This window comes from Tropicimonas isoalkanivorans, from assembly GCF_900112335.1.
GTDB lineage: Bacteria > Pseudomonadota > Alphaproteobacteria > Rhodobacterales > Rhodobacteraceae > Tropicimonas > Tropicimonas isoalkanivorans.
In genome coordinates, this window is sequence record NZ_FOLG01000031.1 from 1 (window position 1) to 14,914 (window position 14,914).

Below are 14,914 nucleotides of genomic sequence, written 5' to 3' on the forward strand. Positions count from 1 at the left end.
CGCGCGACGACGTCCTCGCCTACATGGATTTTCCGCGTGAGCATTGGGCCCAGATCGCGTCGACGAACCCACTGGAGCGGGTGAACCGGGAGATCAAGCGCAGGTCCGACGTCATCGGCATCTTCCCGAACGACGAGGCCATCGTCCGTCTCGTCGGCGCGCTGATGCTCGAGACCAATGACGAATGGACGGTTGCACGGAGATACATGTCTCTTGAAAGCCTGGCGCGTGTCACCGACACTACAACCGTTAGGCTGTCCGCCGTGGCGACCTGATCAGCCTTGGACCTCTCCGAAGGTCGGCGCTCTTACACCATCTCTCGGGGCACTACCCGATAGAAATCAAGCAGTGTCTCTGCGGCAACCAAGTCCTGGTATGCAAAGCCAACTCTTGTGATCGCGGTTGGTTTGTAGTTGTGCCCCATGCCTCATGCCTCATGCTCTCTGAGCTGAGTCCTATTCCAAAGCCCAGCATGTTGGATTAATTGCATAGATCTTGCCCGCGTTCCAAGAGAATAGGCTTTTCTGATGCATGTGGCCCTTGGCCTAAGACCAGTCATCTGCCGCGCTTTTTTCGAATGACAGGTATGGGCCGGGAACAGCTTGCGGCACTGCCAAGCTGATTTCGCGGCCCGCGCAGCGCCGCATGAAGGCTTCGTCTGTAATGCGACCTCGGCCGCTCAGCGCACACTGCGCCAGTGCGCGGATGATCGGTTCAAAGAAACCGCACCACGGCGATCACCCATTCCTCCGTAGTCGGCTGTGGGCCAAAGCTATCTGGATTTTCATTGGTTGACGTGTTCTTTTGCATGTTTGAGGGTTTCATGATGACCGACCGCTACAACTCTTTCTTCGAGCTTGCCGCCAACGAGCGGCTCGACATCGACTATCGCATCCAGGTGTTGGATCGTGGCTCAGAGACAGTCATTCTGGCACCGCATGGCGGATGGATAGAGCCTGATACATCTGAGATCGCCACGGCAATTGCTGGCTCGGATATCTCGTTCTACGCCTTCGAGGCTCTACGGATTGGGCCACACGGCCAATTCCACATAACTTCCCATCGTTTCGACGAACCTTAAGCCGTCTCACTTGTCGGCAGATGTTGGACGGCCATTGCTATCCATGGAAGGCGCAACGAAGGGGCTGACGCGGTTTGGTTGGGTGGTCGCGCCACTAAACTACGTGACGCTGTCGGAGACTCTCTGCGCGTTGCAGGATTCAAGGCTGAGCTCAACGAAAGGCTACCAGGTTTGGAAGGAACAAATATCTGCAACCGAACGCGCGCGGGAGAGGGTGTGCAGCTCGAGATTTCACGGCGCTTGCGTAGCCAGTTGGTGGCCGATGCTAACCTTCTCCAGTCCTTCTGCGAAGCCGTTCGAATTTCCGTTCTGCCAGCGTCCGCCATCTGAGCACTGCCTATACGGCAGTTTCAACAGATGTCATTTTCTACGGACCGCGTTGCAGCATCAGAGGGAGGCGATCAATGACAGGCTCGGGCGTTCGCGCCTTAGCCGGTCCCGCGGCGGTCCCAGCAGGTATAGATGCTTTTTGCGCATCGCTGTTCTAAAGATCTAGCGAAGCATCACGTAAAAAGGGGAACGAACCGGATACTCGCGGTTCATCCACAATCATCCGGTTCGCGGTGATTGGGTCAGTTTATGACGTAAAAGTCAATTTCGTCTGACGTTCTACATGGAAGAAGTGGCGCGCTGGGGAGGATTCGAACCCCCGACCCCTTGATTCGTAGTCAAGTACTCTATCCAACTGAGCTACCAGCGCGTGAGGCGTTCAATTAGACTCCGACTCAGGTCGATGCAAGGGGCAATCCGCAGAAAATTACGCCGCGGCCTCTGGGGCGCTGATCACCGCCTTCGGCAGGAAGATGGCGAAGACGGTGCCGTCCGGGCCGGTCCGTCGCAGGTCCAGCCGGCCGCCGTGGCCGCGCACGAGGTCGGCGGAGATTGCGAGGCCCAGGCCGGTGCCGCCCTTGCGGGTACCGCCCTGGAAAGGCTGGAAGAGGTACTCGCGCGCCTTGGGCGGGAGCCCCGGGCCGGTGTCCTCCACCGTGATGGTCCAGCCGTCGTCGCTCTCCTCGGCGGAGATGCAGATCTCGCCGCCCTTGCCCGATGCGATGATCGCCTGCCGCGCGTTGCGAACGAGATTGGTCAGGACCCGGAAGAGTTGTTCCGGGTCGGCCCGCAGGTACATTCCGGCTGGCACGTTCTCCCCGTAGCTGACATCGTCGGCGCCCACCGCCAGCCGCTCGCTTTCGACGACGTCGTAGACGATGGGCGCGAGTTGCATGTGCTGCAGGCGGGGTGCCGGCTCCTCCGCCTTGCCGAAGGCCAGCGTGGATTCGCATAGCGAAATCGCCCGGGAGATCGAGTTCACCAGTTTCGGCGCGGCCCGCAGCACGGCGGGGTCGTCGCTGGTCTCCATCCGGTCAGCGAAAAGCTGGGCCGAGGTCAGCATGTTGCGCAGGTCGTGGCTGATCTTGGCCACCGCCGCGCCAAGCTGCGCCAGCCGCTCCTTTTGCCGCAACGCGCCGGTGAGGTCCGTCTGCATGGAGCGCAGGGCGTCCTCCGCCTCGCGCAGCTCCCGCACGCTCGCCTCCGGCGCGATGATGCGGCGCGCGTCCTCCGGCGCCGCGGCGTAGCTCTGCATGGCGTCCACGAGGTGCCGGATCGGGGCCACGAGGAAGCCGCGCACCGACAGGAAGAGCAGCAGCGCCGTGACGGCGGAAATCAGGGCCGAGAGCAGCAGGATCCGAAGGCCGTAATCCAGCATGGCATGGCGCATCTCGCCGGTGGGCATCGTGACCTCGATCAGCAGGCCCGCCTTCTGCACGGGATCGCCGATCACCCGGATCACCTGCGGCCGGGGGTCGATCAGGCAACCGATGGCGTCGCGGATCAGGTCCCAGGGTCCGGCGTCGCGCAAATCGAAGGTGGCTTCGATCGGATCGGGAATCGGCGAAGACAGCACGAGCTGGCGCATCTCGTCGCGCCGGAGCACGACGTTCATGACCCCGGCGTTCTCCAGCAGTTCCTTCTCCAGGTCTTCGTCGAGCATGTCCTCCGAGGCCAGCACGGCCAGAGAAGCGATTTGCGCCCGCTCCAGCCGCGACAGCAGGTAGTCCTCCCGGAACCGCGCCACGGACGGCACGAAAATCAGCACCTCCGCCAGCATGACGAAGACCACCGTCAGCATCAGGAATCTGCCGGACAGGGAGTTCAGGAACATGTCTCCGCCTTACGGGACGTGGCGCTGGACAAAGCCGACCACTCTCTTCACCCAGATGTTTTCAAACAGTCTGGGCGAGAAATAAGCACCCGCGGCGCGCTTGTTAAGCTCCGACAGTGTCGGATAGGGCAGCACCGTGTCGCTGAGGGCCTTCATTTTCAGCCCGTTCGCGAGAAAGAGCGCCCAGGTTCCGATCAGGTCGCCCGCCTGGTGGCCGACGATGCCGACGCCAACGGGCCGGCCGCGATGGACCATCACCTTGACCAGGCCCGTCGTCTGACCCTCCGCGATGGCGCGGTCGCTCTGCGTGTAGGGCACGCGGATCACCTCCAGCGCGTCGCCATGCTGCTTGCGGGCCTCCGCCTCGCTCAGGCCAACGTGCGCCAGTTCGGGGTCGGTGTAGGTGGCGCGCGGGATGTGGCCGTTTTTTGCCTTGGCGGGCAGGCCGAACGGGATCGTCCGGCCCAGAACGCCCGCGTGGTACCCAGCGAGGTGGGTGAACTGCCCCTGCCCCGCCACGTCGCCCATCGCGTAGATCTTGCGGTTGGACGTGCGCAGGCGGTCGTCCACGGTGATGCCTTTCTTGTCGTGCTCCACCTCGGCGGCGTCCAGCCCCAGCCCGTCGGTCGTGGGCACGCGCCCGGTGGCGACCAGCAGATGGGAGCCGGCATGGGTGCCGTTGCCGGTCTCCACGGAGATCGCGCCGTCCTGCTGGGACACGCGCTCCACAACGGCGCCCTCCACGATCTCGACCCCTTCCTTGCGGAGCCGTTTCAGAACAATCGCGGCCAGTTCGGGGTCTTCCCGGCCATGCGCGGCGTCGGCTTCGATCACCGTGACGCGGGCGCCCAGCCGGCGGAACGCCTGCGCCATCTCCAGCCCGATCGGGCCGCCACCGATGATGAGCAGGTGTTCGGGCAATTCGGTCAGGTCGAAAAGCGACTCGTTGGTGAGGAACGGCACCTCCTCCAACCCCGGGATCGGCGGAACCGCGGGGCGGGAGCCGGTGGCGATCACGAAACGGCGGGCGGAGATCCGGTGCGGCCCGGCCTCCAGCCGGTCCGGCGCCGTGAAGGCCGCGCGCTCGCGGATCACCCGTACGCCGAGCCCCTCGAACCGGTCCTGGCTATCGTGGGGGGCGATTGCGGCGATGGCGCCGTGCACGTGCTTCATGACGGCTGCGAAATCGACCTCCGGCTCAATCGGGGCGATGCCGAGCGACGCGCCGTAGCGCAGGGCCTGTGCCTGTTTCGCCGCGGCGATCAGCGCCTTCGAGGGGACGCAGCCGACGTTGAGGCACTCGCCCCCCATTTCGCCCGCCTCGATCAGCACGACCTTTGCGCCCATCTGAACCGCCCCGGCGGCCAGCGACAGGCCCGCGGAGCCGGCGCCGATGATGCAGACGTCGGTTTGAATGTCTTCCATTGCTTACGTCCTGTCGTTCCCCCGCACCGCCCTTAGAACCATGGGCAACGCCGCCAGGGCGGCCAGACCGAGAAGCGGCAGCAGGATGTGGGGTGAAAAGATGACGTCCATGTCCGGGCGTTCGCCAGCGGCGAGCACCTCCCCCAGGCCGGCGCCGACGGAGGTGTAGACCACGGTGCCGGGGATGATCCCCAGAACGGTCGTGACCGCGAACCGGCTCAGCGGCACGCCCACCAGCGCCGGTACGAGGTTTGCGACGAAGAAGGGCACGACAGGCACCAGCCGGATCAGGAAGAGCATCTCCCACTGGTTGGCGTCGATCCCCGCCTTGATGCGCTTGACCTGCCCTGCCGAGGCGTCCATTCGCGCCGCAAGCGCGTCGCCCAGGCCCCAGCGGGCGGCGAGAAAGATCAGCACCGCGCCGGCGGTGGCGGCCGCCACGTTCAGGAGCGCGCCGGGAAACAGCCCGAACAGGAACCCGCCGGCCAGCGTGGCCACTGTCGCCCCCGGAAGGCTGAAGGCGACGATGGCGGTGTAGGCCAGGAGGAAGACGAGCAGCGTCGCGCCGTAGTGCGAGTCGCGATAGGCCAGAAGCGCCTCGCGATTCTCCGCCAGCGTTTCGAAACTGAGCGTGTCCGAGAAGCTCATCACTCCCACGGCGGCCACGAGCCCGATGATCGCCAGCGGGAGCACGCGCCAGAGGCCGGAGCGCTGGGTGTGGGTGGTGTCGGTCATCGTGGGTCCAGTATTGATCATTGCCGTCAACATGCGGCTTTGCGCCCCTCTCCGACAGGGGGATCACGGCCGCTTGATGGGTCGCTCTGGCATTCGTGATCCATGACCGGTCCCGGGGACAGAAACTGTAACAATGGGCGTGAGAGATTTCGTCGATTGTTGCAGGATTTCCGGCGTCGGATGAATTGACTTGGGACAGGATCTCGCTTAAGCGGCGGTCTTCGAGATATCCGAGCCTTCGAATCCGCCCCGGATTTGGGCTGTTGAGCAAAAAGACGGAGACGGAGCGATGAAACGCACCTTTCAGCCTTCCAACCTGGTTCGCAAGCGCCGGCACGGGTTCCGTGCGCGCATGGCCACCAAGGCCGGCCGCAAGATCCTGAACGCCCGCCGCGCGCGTGGCCGGAAGTCCCTGAGCGCATAATGTCCGGGCGGCCAGCTTTGGCCACCCTGACCAAGCGTGCGGACTTCGTGGCGGCCTCTCGCGCGGGACGCGCCGGGACGCCGGGATTTCTGTTGCAGGCGCGCAAGCGCCGCGAGACCGAAGCCGATCCGACGCTCGTGCGGGTCGGCTTTACCTGTTCCAAGAAGGTCGGAAACGCCGTGGCCCGCAACCGGGCCAAGCGGCGGTTGCGCGAAGCTGCCAGAACGGTCCTGCCCGAGGCGGGCCGGCCGGGGTGGGACTATGTGTTGGTGGGCCGTGCAGGCGCGACGGCCGATCGGCCCTACGAATTGCTCCTCGGCGACCTGCGGCGCGCCGTCGAGACGGTGCATGCGCCCAAGGCGCCCGCGCCATGAGCCCGGCGGCCTGGGTCCTTTCCCTGCCCGTGCGCGCCTATCGCCTCGTCCTGTCGCCCTGGGTCGGGTTTAGCTGCCGGTACCAGCCCACGTGCTCCGCCTATGCGCTGGAGGCGCTGCGCACCCACGGCGCGCTACGCGGCGGGTGGATGGCGCTCAAACGCATTGCGCGATGCAATCCCTGGGGCTCCTGCGGGTATGACCCCGTTCCGGGGACGGACCCGGAGCACGAGCGCCGCTGAGGGCCGCTCCGCGGCCCCGCCTTCGGCGAGGGTATTTTTCCCAACAAGAAGCGTCAGTGTTGGCGCCAGTCGAAGAAGCCGGGCCCGGCACGATCGAGCAGACGGGCGGCGAGCGCGCGGCCGAGGTCTGCGGCGTCTTCGATGGGGGCGGTCTCCGCATCGGCGTGGCAATCGCTTCCGTCGGGGCGCAGGATCTCGCCGCGGAGGGTCACCTGCCCGTCCGAAAGCTCCGCCAGGCCGGCGATGGGTGTTTCGCAGGAGCCGTCGAGCCGGGCCAGGTAGGCGCGTTCCGCCGCGAGCCGCTGACCGGTGGGCACATCGTGGATCGCCTCGAGCAGGGATGCGGTGTCGGTGTCGCCCTCCCGCCGCTCGATCCCGATGGCGCCCTGGGCGACGGCGGGCAGCATGTCCTCAGGGTCGATGGGGGTGCGGCGCACCTCGTCGAGACCAAGCCGGTTGAGACCGGCACAGGCAAGGAACGTCGCCGTTGCCGCCCCGTTTTCGAGCTTTCGCATGCGGGTCTGCACATTACCGCGGAACTCCACCACCTTCAGGTCGGGGCGCCGGTAGAGCAGTTGCGCCCGCCGCCGCAGAGAGGAGGTGCCGACGACAGCGCCCTCCGGCAGGTCAGCGAAGGTGCTGCCGATGAGCGTGACGAAGGCGTCGCGGACATCCTCCCGTGGCAGATGGCAATCGAGCACGAGCCCTTCGGGCTGGTCGACCGGCATGTCTTTCATCGAGTGCACAGCGATGTCGATGCGGCCCGCAAGCAGGGCGTCCTCGATCTCCTTGGTGAACAGACCCTTGCCGCCGAGGTCCTTGAGCGGCTTGTCCGCGGCAATCAGGGCGCGGTTGTCGCCCACGGTCTTGATCACCACGATCTCGAAGGCGGATTGCGGCAGATCGAATGCCCCGGCGAGCCGGTCGCGGGTCTCGTGCGCTTGCGCCAGGGCCAGCGGCGAGCCACGGGTGCCGATCCGCAGGGGGGCGGCGGGAGATGGAAGGCGCTGTGTCATCGCAGGACTGCATAATTGGCGGACTGCGTGCTGGCAACTCCTGCGCGGGTTGACTTCGCCGCCAAGAGGACGCACCCAACGGGACGTTGCGGAGAGGGAGAGATCATGGCCGAGAGCAAGGTGCTGCTGCGCGCGCTGGCGGGAGAGGTCCTGCCCGTGCCGCCGATCTGGATGATGCGGCAGGCGGGGCGCTACTTGCCGGAATACCGGGCGACGCGGGCGCAGGCCGGCGATTTCCTGTCCCTTTGCTATGCGCCGGAGCTTGCCGCCGAGGTCACGCTGCAGCCGATCCGCCGATATGGCTTCGACGCGGCGATCTTGTTCGCCGATATTCTGCTGGTCCCGCAAGCGCTTGGGGCGGATCTGTGGTTCGTGACCGGAGAGGGGCCGCGGCTGTCGACCGTCACTCAACAGGCGGATTTCGATGCCCTGAAGGGTGCGGGGGACGTTCACGAGGTGCTCTCTCCCGTCTACGAAACGCTTCGGATTCTGACCCGGAAACTGCCCTCGGAAACAACGCTCATCGGGTTTGCCGGCGCGCCCTGGACCGTCGCCACCTACATGATCGCCGGCCGTGGCACACCCGACCAGGGGCCGGCCCATGCCCTGATGACCGAAAACAGGCCGCTGTTCGAGGCGCTGATCGAGCGGCTGACGGAGGCGACCATCGAATATCTCTCCGCCCAGGTGACGGCGGGGGCCGAAGTGGTGAAGCTGTTCGACAGTTGGGCAGGCTCGCTCCAAGGGCAGGATTTCGACCGGTACGCGCTGGAGCCCGCAAAGCGGATCATCAGCGACCTCAAGGCACGCCATCCCGGCCTGCCGATCATCGCCTTCCCGCGGGAAGCCGGCGAGCGCTACGTGGGGTTTGCCCGTGCGACCGGCGCCGACTGCGTCGCGCTGGACAACTCGGTCAGCCCCGAATGGGCGGCCAAACACGTGCAGGTGGATGGCTGCGTGCAGGGCAACCTGGCGCCGACGCACATGGTGACGGGTGGACAGGCGCTGGTGGAGGAAACGCGGCGGATCGTCGAGGCGTTCTCGAAAGGCCCGCACATCTTCAACCTCGGCCACGGCATCACGCCGGATGCCGATCCGGAGAACGTCCAGCTCATGATCGACACCGTTCGAGCGGGGCGGGACTGAACCTCAGTCCGGCCCGCCCACCGCGGCGCGGTAGAGATGCCACGTCGCGTGCCCCAGCACCGGAAGCACCAGAATAAGCCCGAGAAAGAACGGGATCATCCCCAGGACCAGTGCACCGGCGACAATGGCGCCCCAGGACAGGATTGTTCGCGGGTTTTTCTGCGTCACGCGAAGCGACGTCACGATGGCATTCACCAGCCCCACATCGCGGTCCAGCAGCAACGGGAACGACACGACCGAAACTGCCAGCGCCACGCAGGCAAATCCGAACCCCACGCCAAGGCCGAGGACGATCATGGTCAGGCCGGCGGGCGTGGTGAATACGTCGGCCAGAAAACCGGCGGCGTTCTCGGGCGGTTGCGGGCCGAGGGTGGCGTTGTAGATCAGCAGCGCCGCCCCGAGCCAGAGGGCGAACCACAGCAGCAGGATCACCCCCAATAGCAGGATCGGCACCAGGGACGGCGAGCGCACGACGCCAAAGGCCGCCGACAGCCCGGGCGCCTCGCCAGCCTCCCGCAGCCGGCTCATCTCGTAGAGGCCGACGGCGGCAAGCGGGCCGACCAGCGCGAACCCCGCAATCATTGGGAAGATCATCGGCAGGAGCATCCGGTCCGCGAGGCTGACCAGAAGGATGCCGATCACCGGGTAGAGCAGCACGACGAACACCACGTCGCTCCGCATCGCCATAGCGTCGTCCCGCCCCTTCCGAAGCGCCGTGCGGAGGTCGCTCCTGCCGATCTGGCGCACGTGGGCCGGGGCGTCCTGGTGCCCTCCGATCTGCGTCACGCCCCCTGCCAGAGCATGTCCGGCGGAGCCGATGGCGTGGGCCGACCAGGACAGGGGATTTCCGATTGTCTTGACCATGGTCATTCCTCCTCTTTCCGCGCCCCGTCCGGGGTCTAGCGGCGAGAGGGGCGCGGCGCCCGTTCGCTGCAAACAGCTTACCACGACGCGGCGATTCCGGCCGTCTGACGTCGTTCAACGCTGCGCACGATTGCGTCAGTTGATCCGGAACTCAGCGCCGGTCGAGCCGCGCCTTCAGCGCCTCACGACGGGCCAGGCTCTCCGGCGGCCAGTGGTGCTTGAGGTCGTAGTACTGCGCCATCGCCGGCGTGCCCTCGGGCAGCAGGACCCAGGGCTGTTTGCTCTCCGTGAAAATGTGGATGTCCGGCGGGCAGGCGTCCGGGTCCTCGAGCGTGCCGACCCTTACGAAAACGAATGACGGGTTGGAATACGTGCTCCAGAGCGCAACCTTGCACGTGGGACAGCGCGCGATCCTCTGCCCGCGCCCGCTTTCGCTTGGCGTGTCGATCATCTCCGGCGTCCCGGACAGGACGTCGAACCGGTCCGCTTCGATGATCGCGTTCAAGGCGAAGGCCGAGCCTGTCTCGCGCTGACACCACCGGCAATGACAGCAATGAACGAAGAGCGGCGTGTCTCTCAGCTCGTATGACAGCGCTCCGCAATCGCAATGGCCTTGCATTGGCTCCTCCCCTTCTGCTCCACCGGAGCCTAGCCTCAGCTGGCCTCCCGAATGTCCGACAACGACCGCCGCTGACGGCCCGCGCCGTCGAAGTTGGCCGGATCGAGCCAGTCCTGCAAGGCGCGACGAACGCGCGGCCATTCGTCGTCCGTCAGGGAATACCACGCGGTGTCGCGGTTCCGGCCCTTGTAATGGGTCGCCTGCCGGAAGGTGCCCTCGTAGGTGAACCCCAACCGCTCCGCCGCCGCGCGCGACGGGGCGTTCAGCGCGTCGCATTTCCACTCGTAGCGGCGATACCCGAGGTCGGTCATGACGTGATCGGCCATCAGGTACATCGCCTCCGTCGCGGTTGGGGTGCGCTGAAGCGACGGCGAGAAATTGATGTGTCCGACCTCGATCGACCCGTTGCCGGGGTCCACCCGCAGGTAGCTCGCAAGCCCCACACAGCGCCCGCCGTCCGCGTCCCGGATGGTGAAGAACATCGGATCGTCCCCGAGGCAGCTTTCCCGTATCCACCCGGCCAGCGCCTCCGCCGACGCGAAGGGCCCATAGGGCAGATAGGTCCAGATCCTGCCGTCCCGGCTGGCGGAAAACGCGTCGAACAACTCCGGGGCGTGGGCATCCGGGTCCGCCGGTTCCAGCCGGCAGAACCGGCCATCCATCGCCGCGCGAACCGGCCGGGGCCGGGGCAAGGAGACCTCTAGCGGCCATCCGATGGGCTGGCCCAGTTCGTTCGTCCGGGCCGACCGCGTCATGGCCATTTTGCCACCGGCGGCAGCGACATCAGCACCGCGTTCGCGTCATGGCCCGTCGCCAGGCCGAACTTCGTTCCGCGGTCGTAGACAAGGTTGTACTCGGCATAGAGCCCCCGGTGCACCAACTGCGCGTCCCGGTCGGCCTCCGTCCAGGGCTGGTTGCGCCGCCGTTCCGTCACCGGCAGGAAGGCCGGGAGGAACGCCGCGCCGACGGCCTGGGTGAAGGCGAAATCGGCCTCCCAGTCGCCGGTATTCAAGTCGTCGTAGAAGATCCCCCCAACGCCCCGCGCCCGCCCCCGATGCGGCACGAAGAAGTACTCATCGGCCCAGGCCTTGAACCGCGCGTAGTAGTCCGCCCCATGGGCCTCGCAGGCCTCTTCCAGCACCGCGTGGAACGCCGCGGTGTCCTCGTCGTACTCGATGCAGGGGTTCAGGTCCGACCCGCCACCGAACCACCACGCGGAAGGCGTCCAGAACATCCGCGTGTTCATGTGGACCGCCGGCGTGTGCGGGTTCTGCATATGCGCCACCAGGCTGATGCCGGACGCCCAGAAGCTCGGATCGCGTTCGATCCCGGGCACGCCGCGCGCCGCCATCGCCTTCTGCGCAGCATCTCCGAGCGTGCCGTAGACGGTGGAGACGTTCACGCCCACCTTCTCGAACACGCGCCCGTCCCGCATCACGCTCATCAGCCCGCCGCCGGCGTCGCTCCCGTCCTCCGACGCCCGCCGGGTCTCCGTCACCTCGAACCGCCCCGCCGGAAGGTCCGCCATCGGCCCCTCGGTCTGGCTGTCCTCCAAAGCCTCGAACGCCGTTACGATCCGGTCGCGCAACTCCCGGAACCAGTCCGACGCACGCCGCTTCTGCTCTTCCATCGTCCCTGTCATCGCCCTCTCCCCACGATCCCCCGGTCTGTCGCGCCGGGACGCCCCCCGCTTCTTGTGTCCCAAAATATCCCGGGGTCCGGGGCAGAGCCCCGGAAGCGCCGCTGCGGGCTTAGCAGCCCCCGGACCCCCGGACCAGCCCCCGCCACAGGACTGGACCGGCGCCTTTCCAGCGCTATCGTTTAAGACATGAGAACTGCGATTCTCCTGCTCGCCTTGCCGGCACTTGCGGCCTGCGCCACCCCGCGCGAGGGGTGCCTGCGCTCGGCAACCCGCGATATCGCCGTCGTCGACCGCCTGATTCTGGAAACGCAGGCCAATCTCTCCCGCGGCTACGCGATTGACGAAGAGCCTTACATCACAAGCAACGTGAACCTTTGCGTCGGTAACGGCGGGTACCATCGCGTCGGCTGGAGCTACTGCAACCAGCCGACGACGCGCTACCGGCAGCGGCCGGTCACTATCGACCGCGCGGCCGAGCAGCGCAAGCTGGCCGAACTGAAGCAGACCCGCGCCCGTCTGACCGCGGAGGCCGGTCCGCGGCTGGCGCAATGCAACGCGCGCTACCCGTCGCCCTGAATTCCTGCCCCGTCAGTGCGCCGGCGCAGTCACCGGGTCCAGCAGGGTCCGGCCGCCGTCTACCGTCATGATCTGGCCGGTCATGAACGCCGCCGCGTCGGACGCCAGGAACTGCACCGCCTCGGCCACCTCGCCCGCCTTCGCGATCCGCTTCATCGGCGTGTGATCGCGGATCTCGGAGCGGTAATCTGCGTTCCGCTTCAGCGCGCCCTTCAGGCTGTCGGACAGCAGCGAGCCGAAGGACACGCCGTTCACCCGAATGCGTTGCGGCGCCAGCGCCACGGCGAGCGAGCGCGTCATCTGGTCCAGCGCCGCGGTGGATACCGAGTATCCCAACAGTTTCGGGTGCGTTCGCCGGGCGGCAATCGACGACATGTTGATGATCGATCCGATGGACGTCCGCTCCTTATCTTCGTCCTCGTCCTCGGCCTGCCGGATCATGCGTTTGGCGGCGGCCTGGCTCAGGCGAAGCGCGGTCAGGAGGTTCTGCTCCAGCAGCAGCTGAACGGCGTCGTTGTCCGGGTCGAGCGGGTCGGACGGCTCCATCTGGCGGGAGGCATTCACCACGATATCGACCCGGTCGAAGGAATCTATCGTGGCCGAAATCAGGTTGGCGATCGTCAGCCGTTCCCGCAGGTCGCCGGCAAAGGCCCGGGCGGTCCCGCGGCCGCCCTCGCCGTTCGAGCCGCCGAGTTCGTCGTTCAGCCGCGCCTCGTCGATATCGGCAAACATCACGTTGGCGCCCTGGTCCACGAAATGCCGGGCGATGGCGAGGCCGACGCCGTTGGCGGCGCCGGTCACGATGGCGGTTTTTCCTGAGATGGCAAAAGTCATGAGAGTTCCTGTCGGTCCTCGTGGGTTTGCCCGTCGGGCGTGTGGGGGATGTTAGTGGAAATCAGCCTTTGCGCCGCGCGGCGGATTGCCCCTGCGGCCGGCGGGCGGCGAAGAGCTTGAAGGCAGGCGGGCCGTCGATCTCGCGGACCTCGCCAAAGGCGGCGCGCAATGGCGCCTCGTAGGGCAGATGGCGGTTGGCCACCATCCAGAGCGTGCCCCGCGGCGACAGGACCCGTGCCGCCGCCGCGATGAAGGCCGCGCCGAGCGCCGGGTCGGCATCGCGGCCAATGTGGAAGGGCGGGTTCATAACCACGTGGTCGAACGGTTCCGGGTCGCTCCACGTGGTCGCGTCCGCCCAGTGGAACCGCGCACGGTCGTCGCGGACGTTCCTGCGGGCGGCCTCCAGCACGTCGTGCTCCGCCTCGACCAGCGCACATTCCGTCACGCCCTGCCGCTGCAGCACGTGAAACGCGAGGAAGCCCCATCCGGCGCCAAGGTCCGCGACGCGCCCCGGCATCTTCTCCGGCAGCGCGGCGGCCAGCGCGGCGGAGGCCGGGTCCGGCCCGTCGGCGGAAAAGGCGCCTGGCGCCGTGACCCAGCCGTTCGGCAGCGTCTGGAACTGTGGCAAGTCCCAATCGGCGAGGGTTCCGGGCGCGGCCTGGAACTGGAAGATCTTCCCATGGGCTTTGGAAAAGGGGGCGGAGACCTCCACCCGGCGGCGCAGCTCGCGGAGGATCGAATCCACCCCGTCGGTCTTCTGACCGTCGACGATCACGGACGCCCCGGCGGCGCTCGCCCGCGCGATCCACGCCTTCGCCTCGGCCTTGGCCCTTGGCAGCACCACGATGGCGGCGGCGAAATCCTCCGGCGCGGCCGTGTGCGTCCGGTATCCCATCCGGGCCCAGGCGTCGTGATCGTCCCGCCGGCCCTGCACGATCTCCACCCGATCGCGCGGCAGCGCCGACAGGTCGGCTCCCCCGCGGGGGCGGAATACCGCGATCTGACCCGTGGCGGGCAAGTGGACGGCGCCCATCTGCAGGGCAAGGCTCAGGCGGCTGTCTGACATGGGCGGTGCGTTTACCTTCAAGGACGGGCCGCGTCACGCGAAAAATGGCGCCGGCACGCGCCGAGCCATACCACCGCGGCCCGAATGGCGAAGCTTCTAGTCCACCGGTGCGTGGCACACGGCCTCGATGTTGTTTCCGTCCGGGTCCAGCACGAAGGCGCCGTAATAGTTGGGGTGATACTCTGGCCGAAGGCCCGGCGCGCCGTTGTCCGTCCCGCCGGCCGCCATCGCCGCCGCGTAGAACGCATCCACCAGCTCTCGCGTCTGCGCCGCGAAGGCGACATGGACGCCAGTCACAGCGGTGCGGCCACTGCCGATCCAGAAATACGGCTTGTCCGCCCCTCCGAAACCCACGTGGGCACCGTGGCCGCCGGTCATCTCTTCGGTGACTTCCATCATCACCTCGATGCCCAATGGCGCGAGGGCAGCGGCATAGAAATCCCGCGCAGTGCTGATGTCCGAAACTGCGAATCCGATGTGATCTATCATGGCAAGCCTCCCGTGCCGGTCGCATTCCGGCAAACCTAGCTCACCAATTCGGCGGACAGTCAACGGGCGCCCGAACGAAACGGGCCGCCCCGAAGGGCGGCCCGCAGGTCCCGGTGAAGGGACGACTTACTCGATGATTTTCGAGACGACGCCGGCGCCGACGGTGCGGCCGCCTTCGCGGATGGCGAAGCGGAGCTTCTCTTCCATCGCGATCGGC

The 14,914-nt window shown here is 66.6% G+C and carries 18 protein-coding genes, 1 tRNA gene and 1 pseudogene; 7 read left to right on the forward strand and 13 right to left on the reverse strand.

The features are described 5' to 3' along the window. Both BM075_RS23415 and BM075_RS23420 read left to right on the forward strand, forming a co-directional pair. On the forward strand, positions 1–275 hold a 275-nt coding region (locus tag BM075_RS23415; protein ID WP_177208467.1), incomplete at its 5' end, for a transposase. A gap of 551 nt (positions 276–826) precedes the next feature. Continuing rightward, positions 827–1,411, forward strand: a pseudogene (locus BM075_RS23420) (poly-gamma-glutamate hydrolase family protein). A gap of 293 nt (positions 1,412–1,704) precedes the next feature. Here BM075_RS23420 and BM075_RS23425 read toward each other — a convergent pair. From BM075_RS23425 to BM075_RS23440, 4 genes are all read right to left on the reverse strand, one after another. Next, a tRNA-Arg gene (locus BM075_RS23425) sits at positions 1,705–1,781 on the reverse strand. Between the two features lie 57 nt (positions 1,782–1,838). After that, the gene (locus BM075_RS23430; RefSeq protein ID WP_093363036.1) at positions 1,839–3,245 is read right to left on the reverse strand and encodes a sensor histidine kinase; all 1,407 of its coding nucleotides are present in this window, start codon (positions 3,243–3,245) and stop codon (positions 1,839–1,841) included. Positions 3,246–3,254: 9 nt separating this feature from the next. Continuing rightward, positions 3,255–4,670: a dihydrolipoyl dehydrogenase family protein gene (locus BM075_RS23435; protein WP_093363037.1), complete on the reverse strand. Its 1,416-nt coding sequence runs from the start codon at positions 4,668–4,670 to the stop codon at positions 3,255–3,257. A gap of 3 nt (positions 4,671–4,673) precedes the next feature. Next, complete coding sequence (locus BM075_RS23440) at positions 4,674–5,405, reverse strand: TVP38/TMEM64 family protein (protein ID WP_093363050.1); 732 nt, start codon at positions 5,403–5,405, stop codon at positions 4,674–4,676. 289 nt (positions 5,406–5,694) lie between these two features. On the opposite strand from BM075_RS23440, the gene rpmH reads away from it, so the two are divergent. Genes rpmH through yidD form a run of 3 tightly spaced genes read left to right on the forward strand, consistent with a single transcriptional unit; the run spans position 5,695 to position 6,445 of the window. Beyond that, positions 5,695–5,829, forward strand: a complete 135-nt coding sequence (gene rpmH / locus BM075_RS23445) for a 50S ribosomal protein L34 (protein WP_012177012.1) — start codon at positions 5,695–5,697, stop codon at positions 5,827–5,829. Next, the gene (rnpA, locus tag BM075_RS23450) at positions 5,829–6,203 is read left to right on the forward strand and encodes a ribonuclease P protein component (protein ID WP_093363038.1); all 375 of its coding nucleotides are present in this window, start codon (positions 5,829–5,831) and stop codon (positions 6,201–6,203) included. Before rpmH ends, rnpA begins: the two co-directional genes overlap by 1 nt. After that, positions 6,200–6,445, forward strand: coding sequence for a membrane protein insertion efficiency factor YidD (gene yidD, locus BM075_RS23455; protein WP_093363039.1), 246 nt, complete (start codon positions 6,200–6,202; stop codon positions 6,443–6,445). The genes rnpA and yidD overlap by 4 nt, the downstream gene beginning before the upstream one ends. Before the next feature lie 53 nt (positions 6,446–6,498). On the opposite strand, the gene hemC is transcribed toward yidD, so the two are convergent. Next, complete coding sequence (gene hemC / locus BM075_RS23460) at positions 6,499–7,461, reverse strand: hydroxymethylbilane synthase (RefSeq protein WP_093363040.1); 963 nt, start codon at positions 7,459–7,461, stop codon at positions 6,499–6,501. A gap of 105 nt (positions 7,462–7,566) precedes the next feature. Here hemC and hemE point away from each other — a divergent pair, with 105 nt between their 5' ends. Continuing rightward, positions 7,567–8,607 carry a uroporphyrinogen decarboxylase gene (gene hemE / locus BM075_RS23465; RefSeq protein WP_093363041.1) on the forward strand — a complete coding sequence of 347 codons (1,041 nt, stop codon included), beginning with the start codon at positions 7,567–7,569 and terminating at the stop codon, positions 8,605–8,607. A 3-nt stretch (positions 8,608–8,610) separates the two neighbouring features. On the opposite strand, the gene BM075_RS23470 is transcribed toward hemE, so the two are convergent. From BM075_RS23470 to hemF, 4 genes are all read right to left on the reverse strand, one after another. Then, on the reverse strand, positions 8,611–9,471 hold the full coding sequence (locus tag BM075_RS23470) for a DUF2189 domain-containing protein (RefSeq protein WP_093363051.1): 861 nt from the start codon (positions 9,469–9,471) through the stop codon (positions 8,611–8,613). Between the two features lie 151 nt (positions 9,472–9,622). After that, positions 9,623–10,231 carry a GFA family protein gene (locus BM075_RS23475; protein WP_342741276.1) on the reverse strand — a complete coding sequence of 203 codons (609 nt, stop codon included), beginning with the start codon at positions 10,229–10,231 and terminating at the stop codon, positions 9,623–9,625. Continuing rightward, complete coding sequence (locus BM075_RS23480) at positions 10,126–10,851, reverse strand: GNAT family N-acetyltransferase (protein ID WP_342741277.1); 726 nt, start codon at positions 10,849–10,851, stop codon at positions 10,126–10,128. Before BM075_RS23480 ends, BM075_RS23475 begins: the two co-directional genes overlap by 106 nt. Continuing rightward, a complete protein-coding gene (gene hemF, locus BM075_RS23485) occupies positions 10,842–11,732 on the reverse strand; it encodes an oxygen-dependent coproporphyrinogen oxidase (RefSeq protein ID WP_093363044.1) in 891 nt (296 codons plus the stop codon). Before hemF ends, BM075_RS23480 begins: the two co-directional genes overlap by 10 nt. Before the next feature lie 186 nt (positions 11,733–11,918). Here hemF and BM075_RS23490 point away from each other — a divergent pair, with 186 nt between their 5' ends. Continuing rightward, positions 11,919–12,308 (forward strand): hypothetical protein, encoded by a 390-nt coding sequence (locus BM075_RS23490; protein ID WP_093363045.1) that lies wholly within the window; start codon positions 11,919–11,921, stop codon positions 12,306–12,308. A gap of 12 nt (positions 12,309–12,320) precedes the next feature. On the opposite strand, the gene BM075_RS23495 is transcribed toward BM075_RS23490, so the two are convergent. The 4 genes from BM075_RS23495 to BM075_RS25065 all read right to left on the reverse strand — a co-directional run. Then, positions 12,321–13,142, reverse strand: a complete 822-nt coding sequence (locus BM075_RS23495; protein ID WP_093363046.1) for an SDR family NAD(P)-dependent oxidoreductase — start codon at positions 13,140–13,142, stop codon at positions 12,321–12,323. A 61-nt stretch (positions 13,143–13,203) separates the two neighbouring features. Continuing rightward, positions 13,204–14,208 carry a class I SAM-dependent methyltransferase gene (locus BM075_RS23500; protein ID WP_093363047.1) on the reverse strand — a complete coding sequence of 335 codons (1,005 nt, stop codon included), beginning with the start codon at positions 14,206–14,208 and terminating at the stop codon, positions 13,204–13,206. Positions 14,209–14,304: 96 nt separating this feature from the next. Then, positions 14,305–14,697, reverse strand: a complete 393-nt coding sequence (locus tag BM075_RS23505) for a VOC family protein (RefSeq protein ID WP_093363048.1) — start codon at positions 14,695–14,697, stop codon at positions 14,305–14,307. A 126-nt stretch (positions 14,698–14,823) separates the two neighbouring features. Continuing rightward, a partial coding sequence (locus BM075_RS25065; RefSeq protein ID WP_093363049.1) for an EF-Tu C-terminal domain-related protein occupies positions 14,824–14,914 on the reverse strand: 91 nt, incomplete at its 5' end.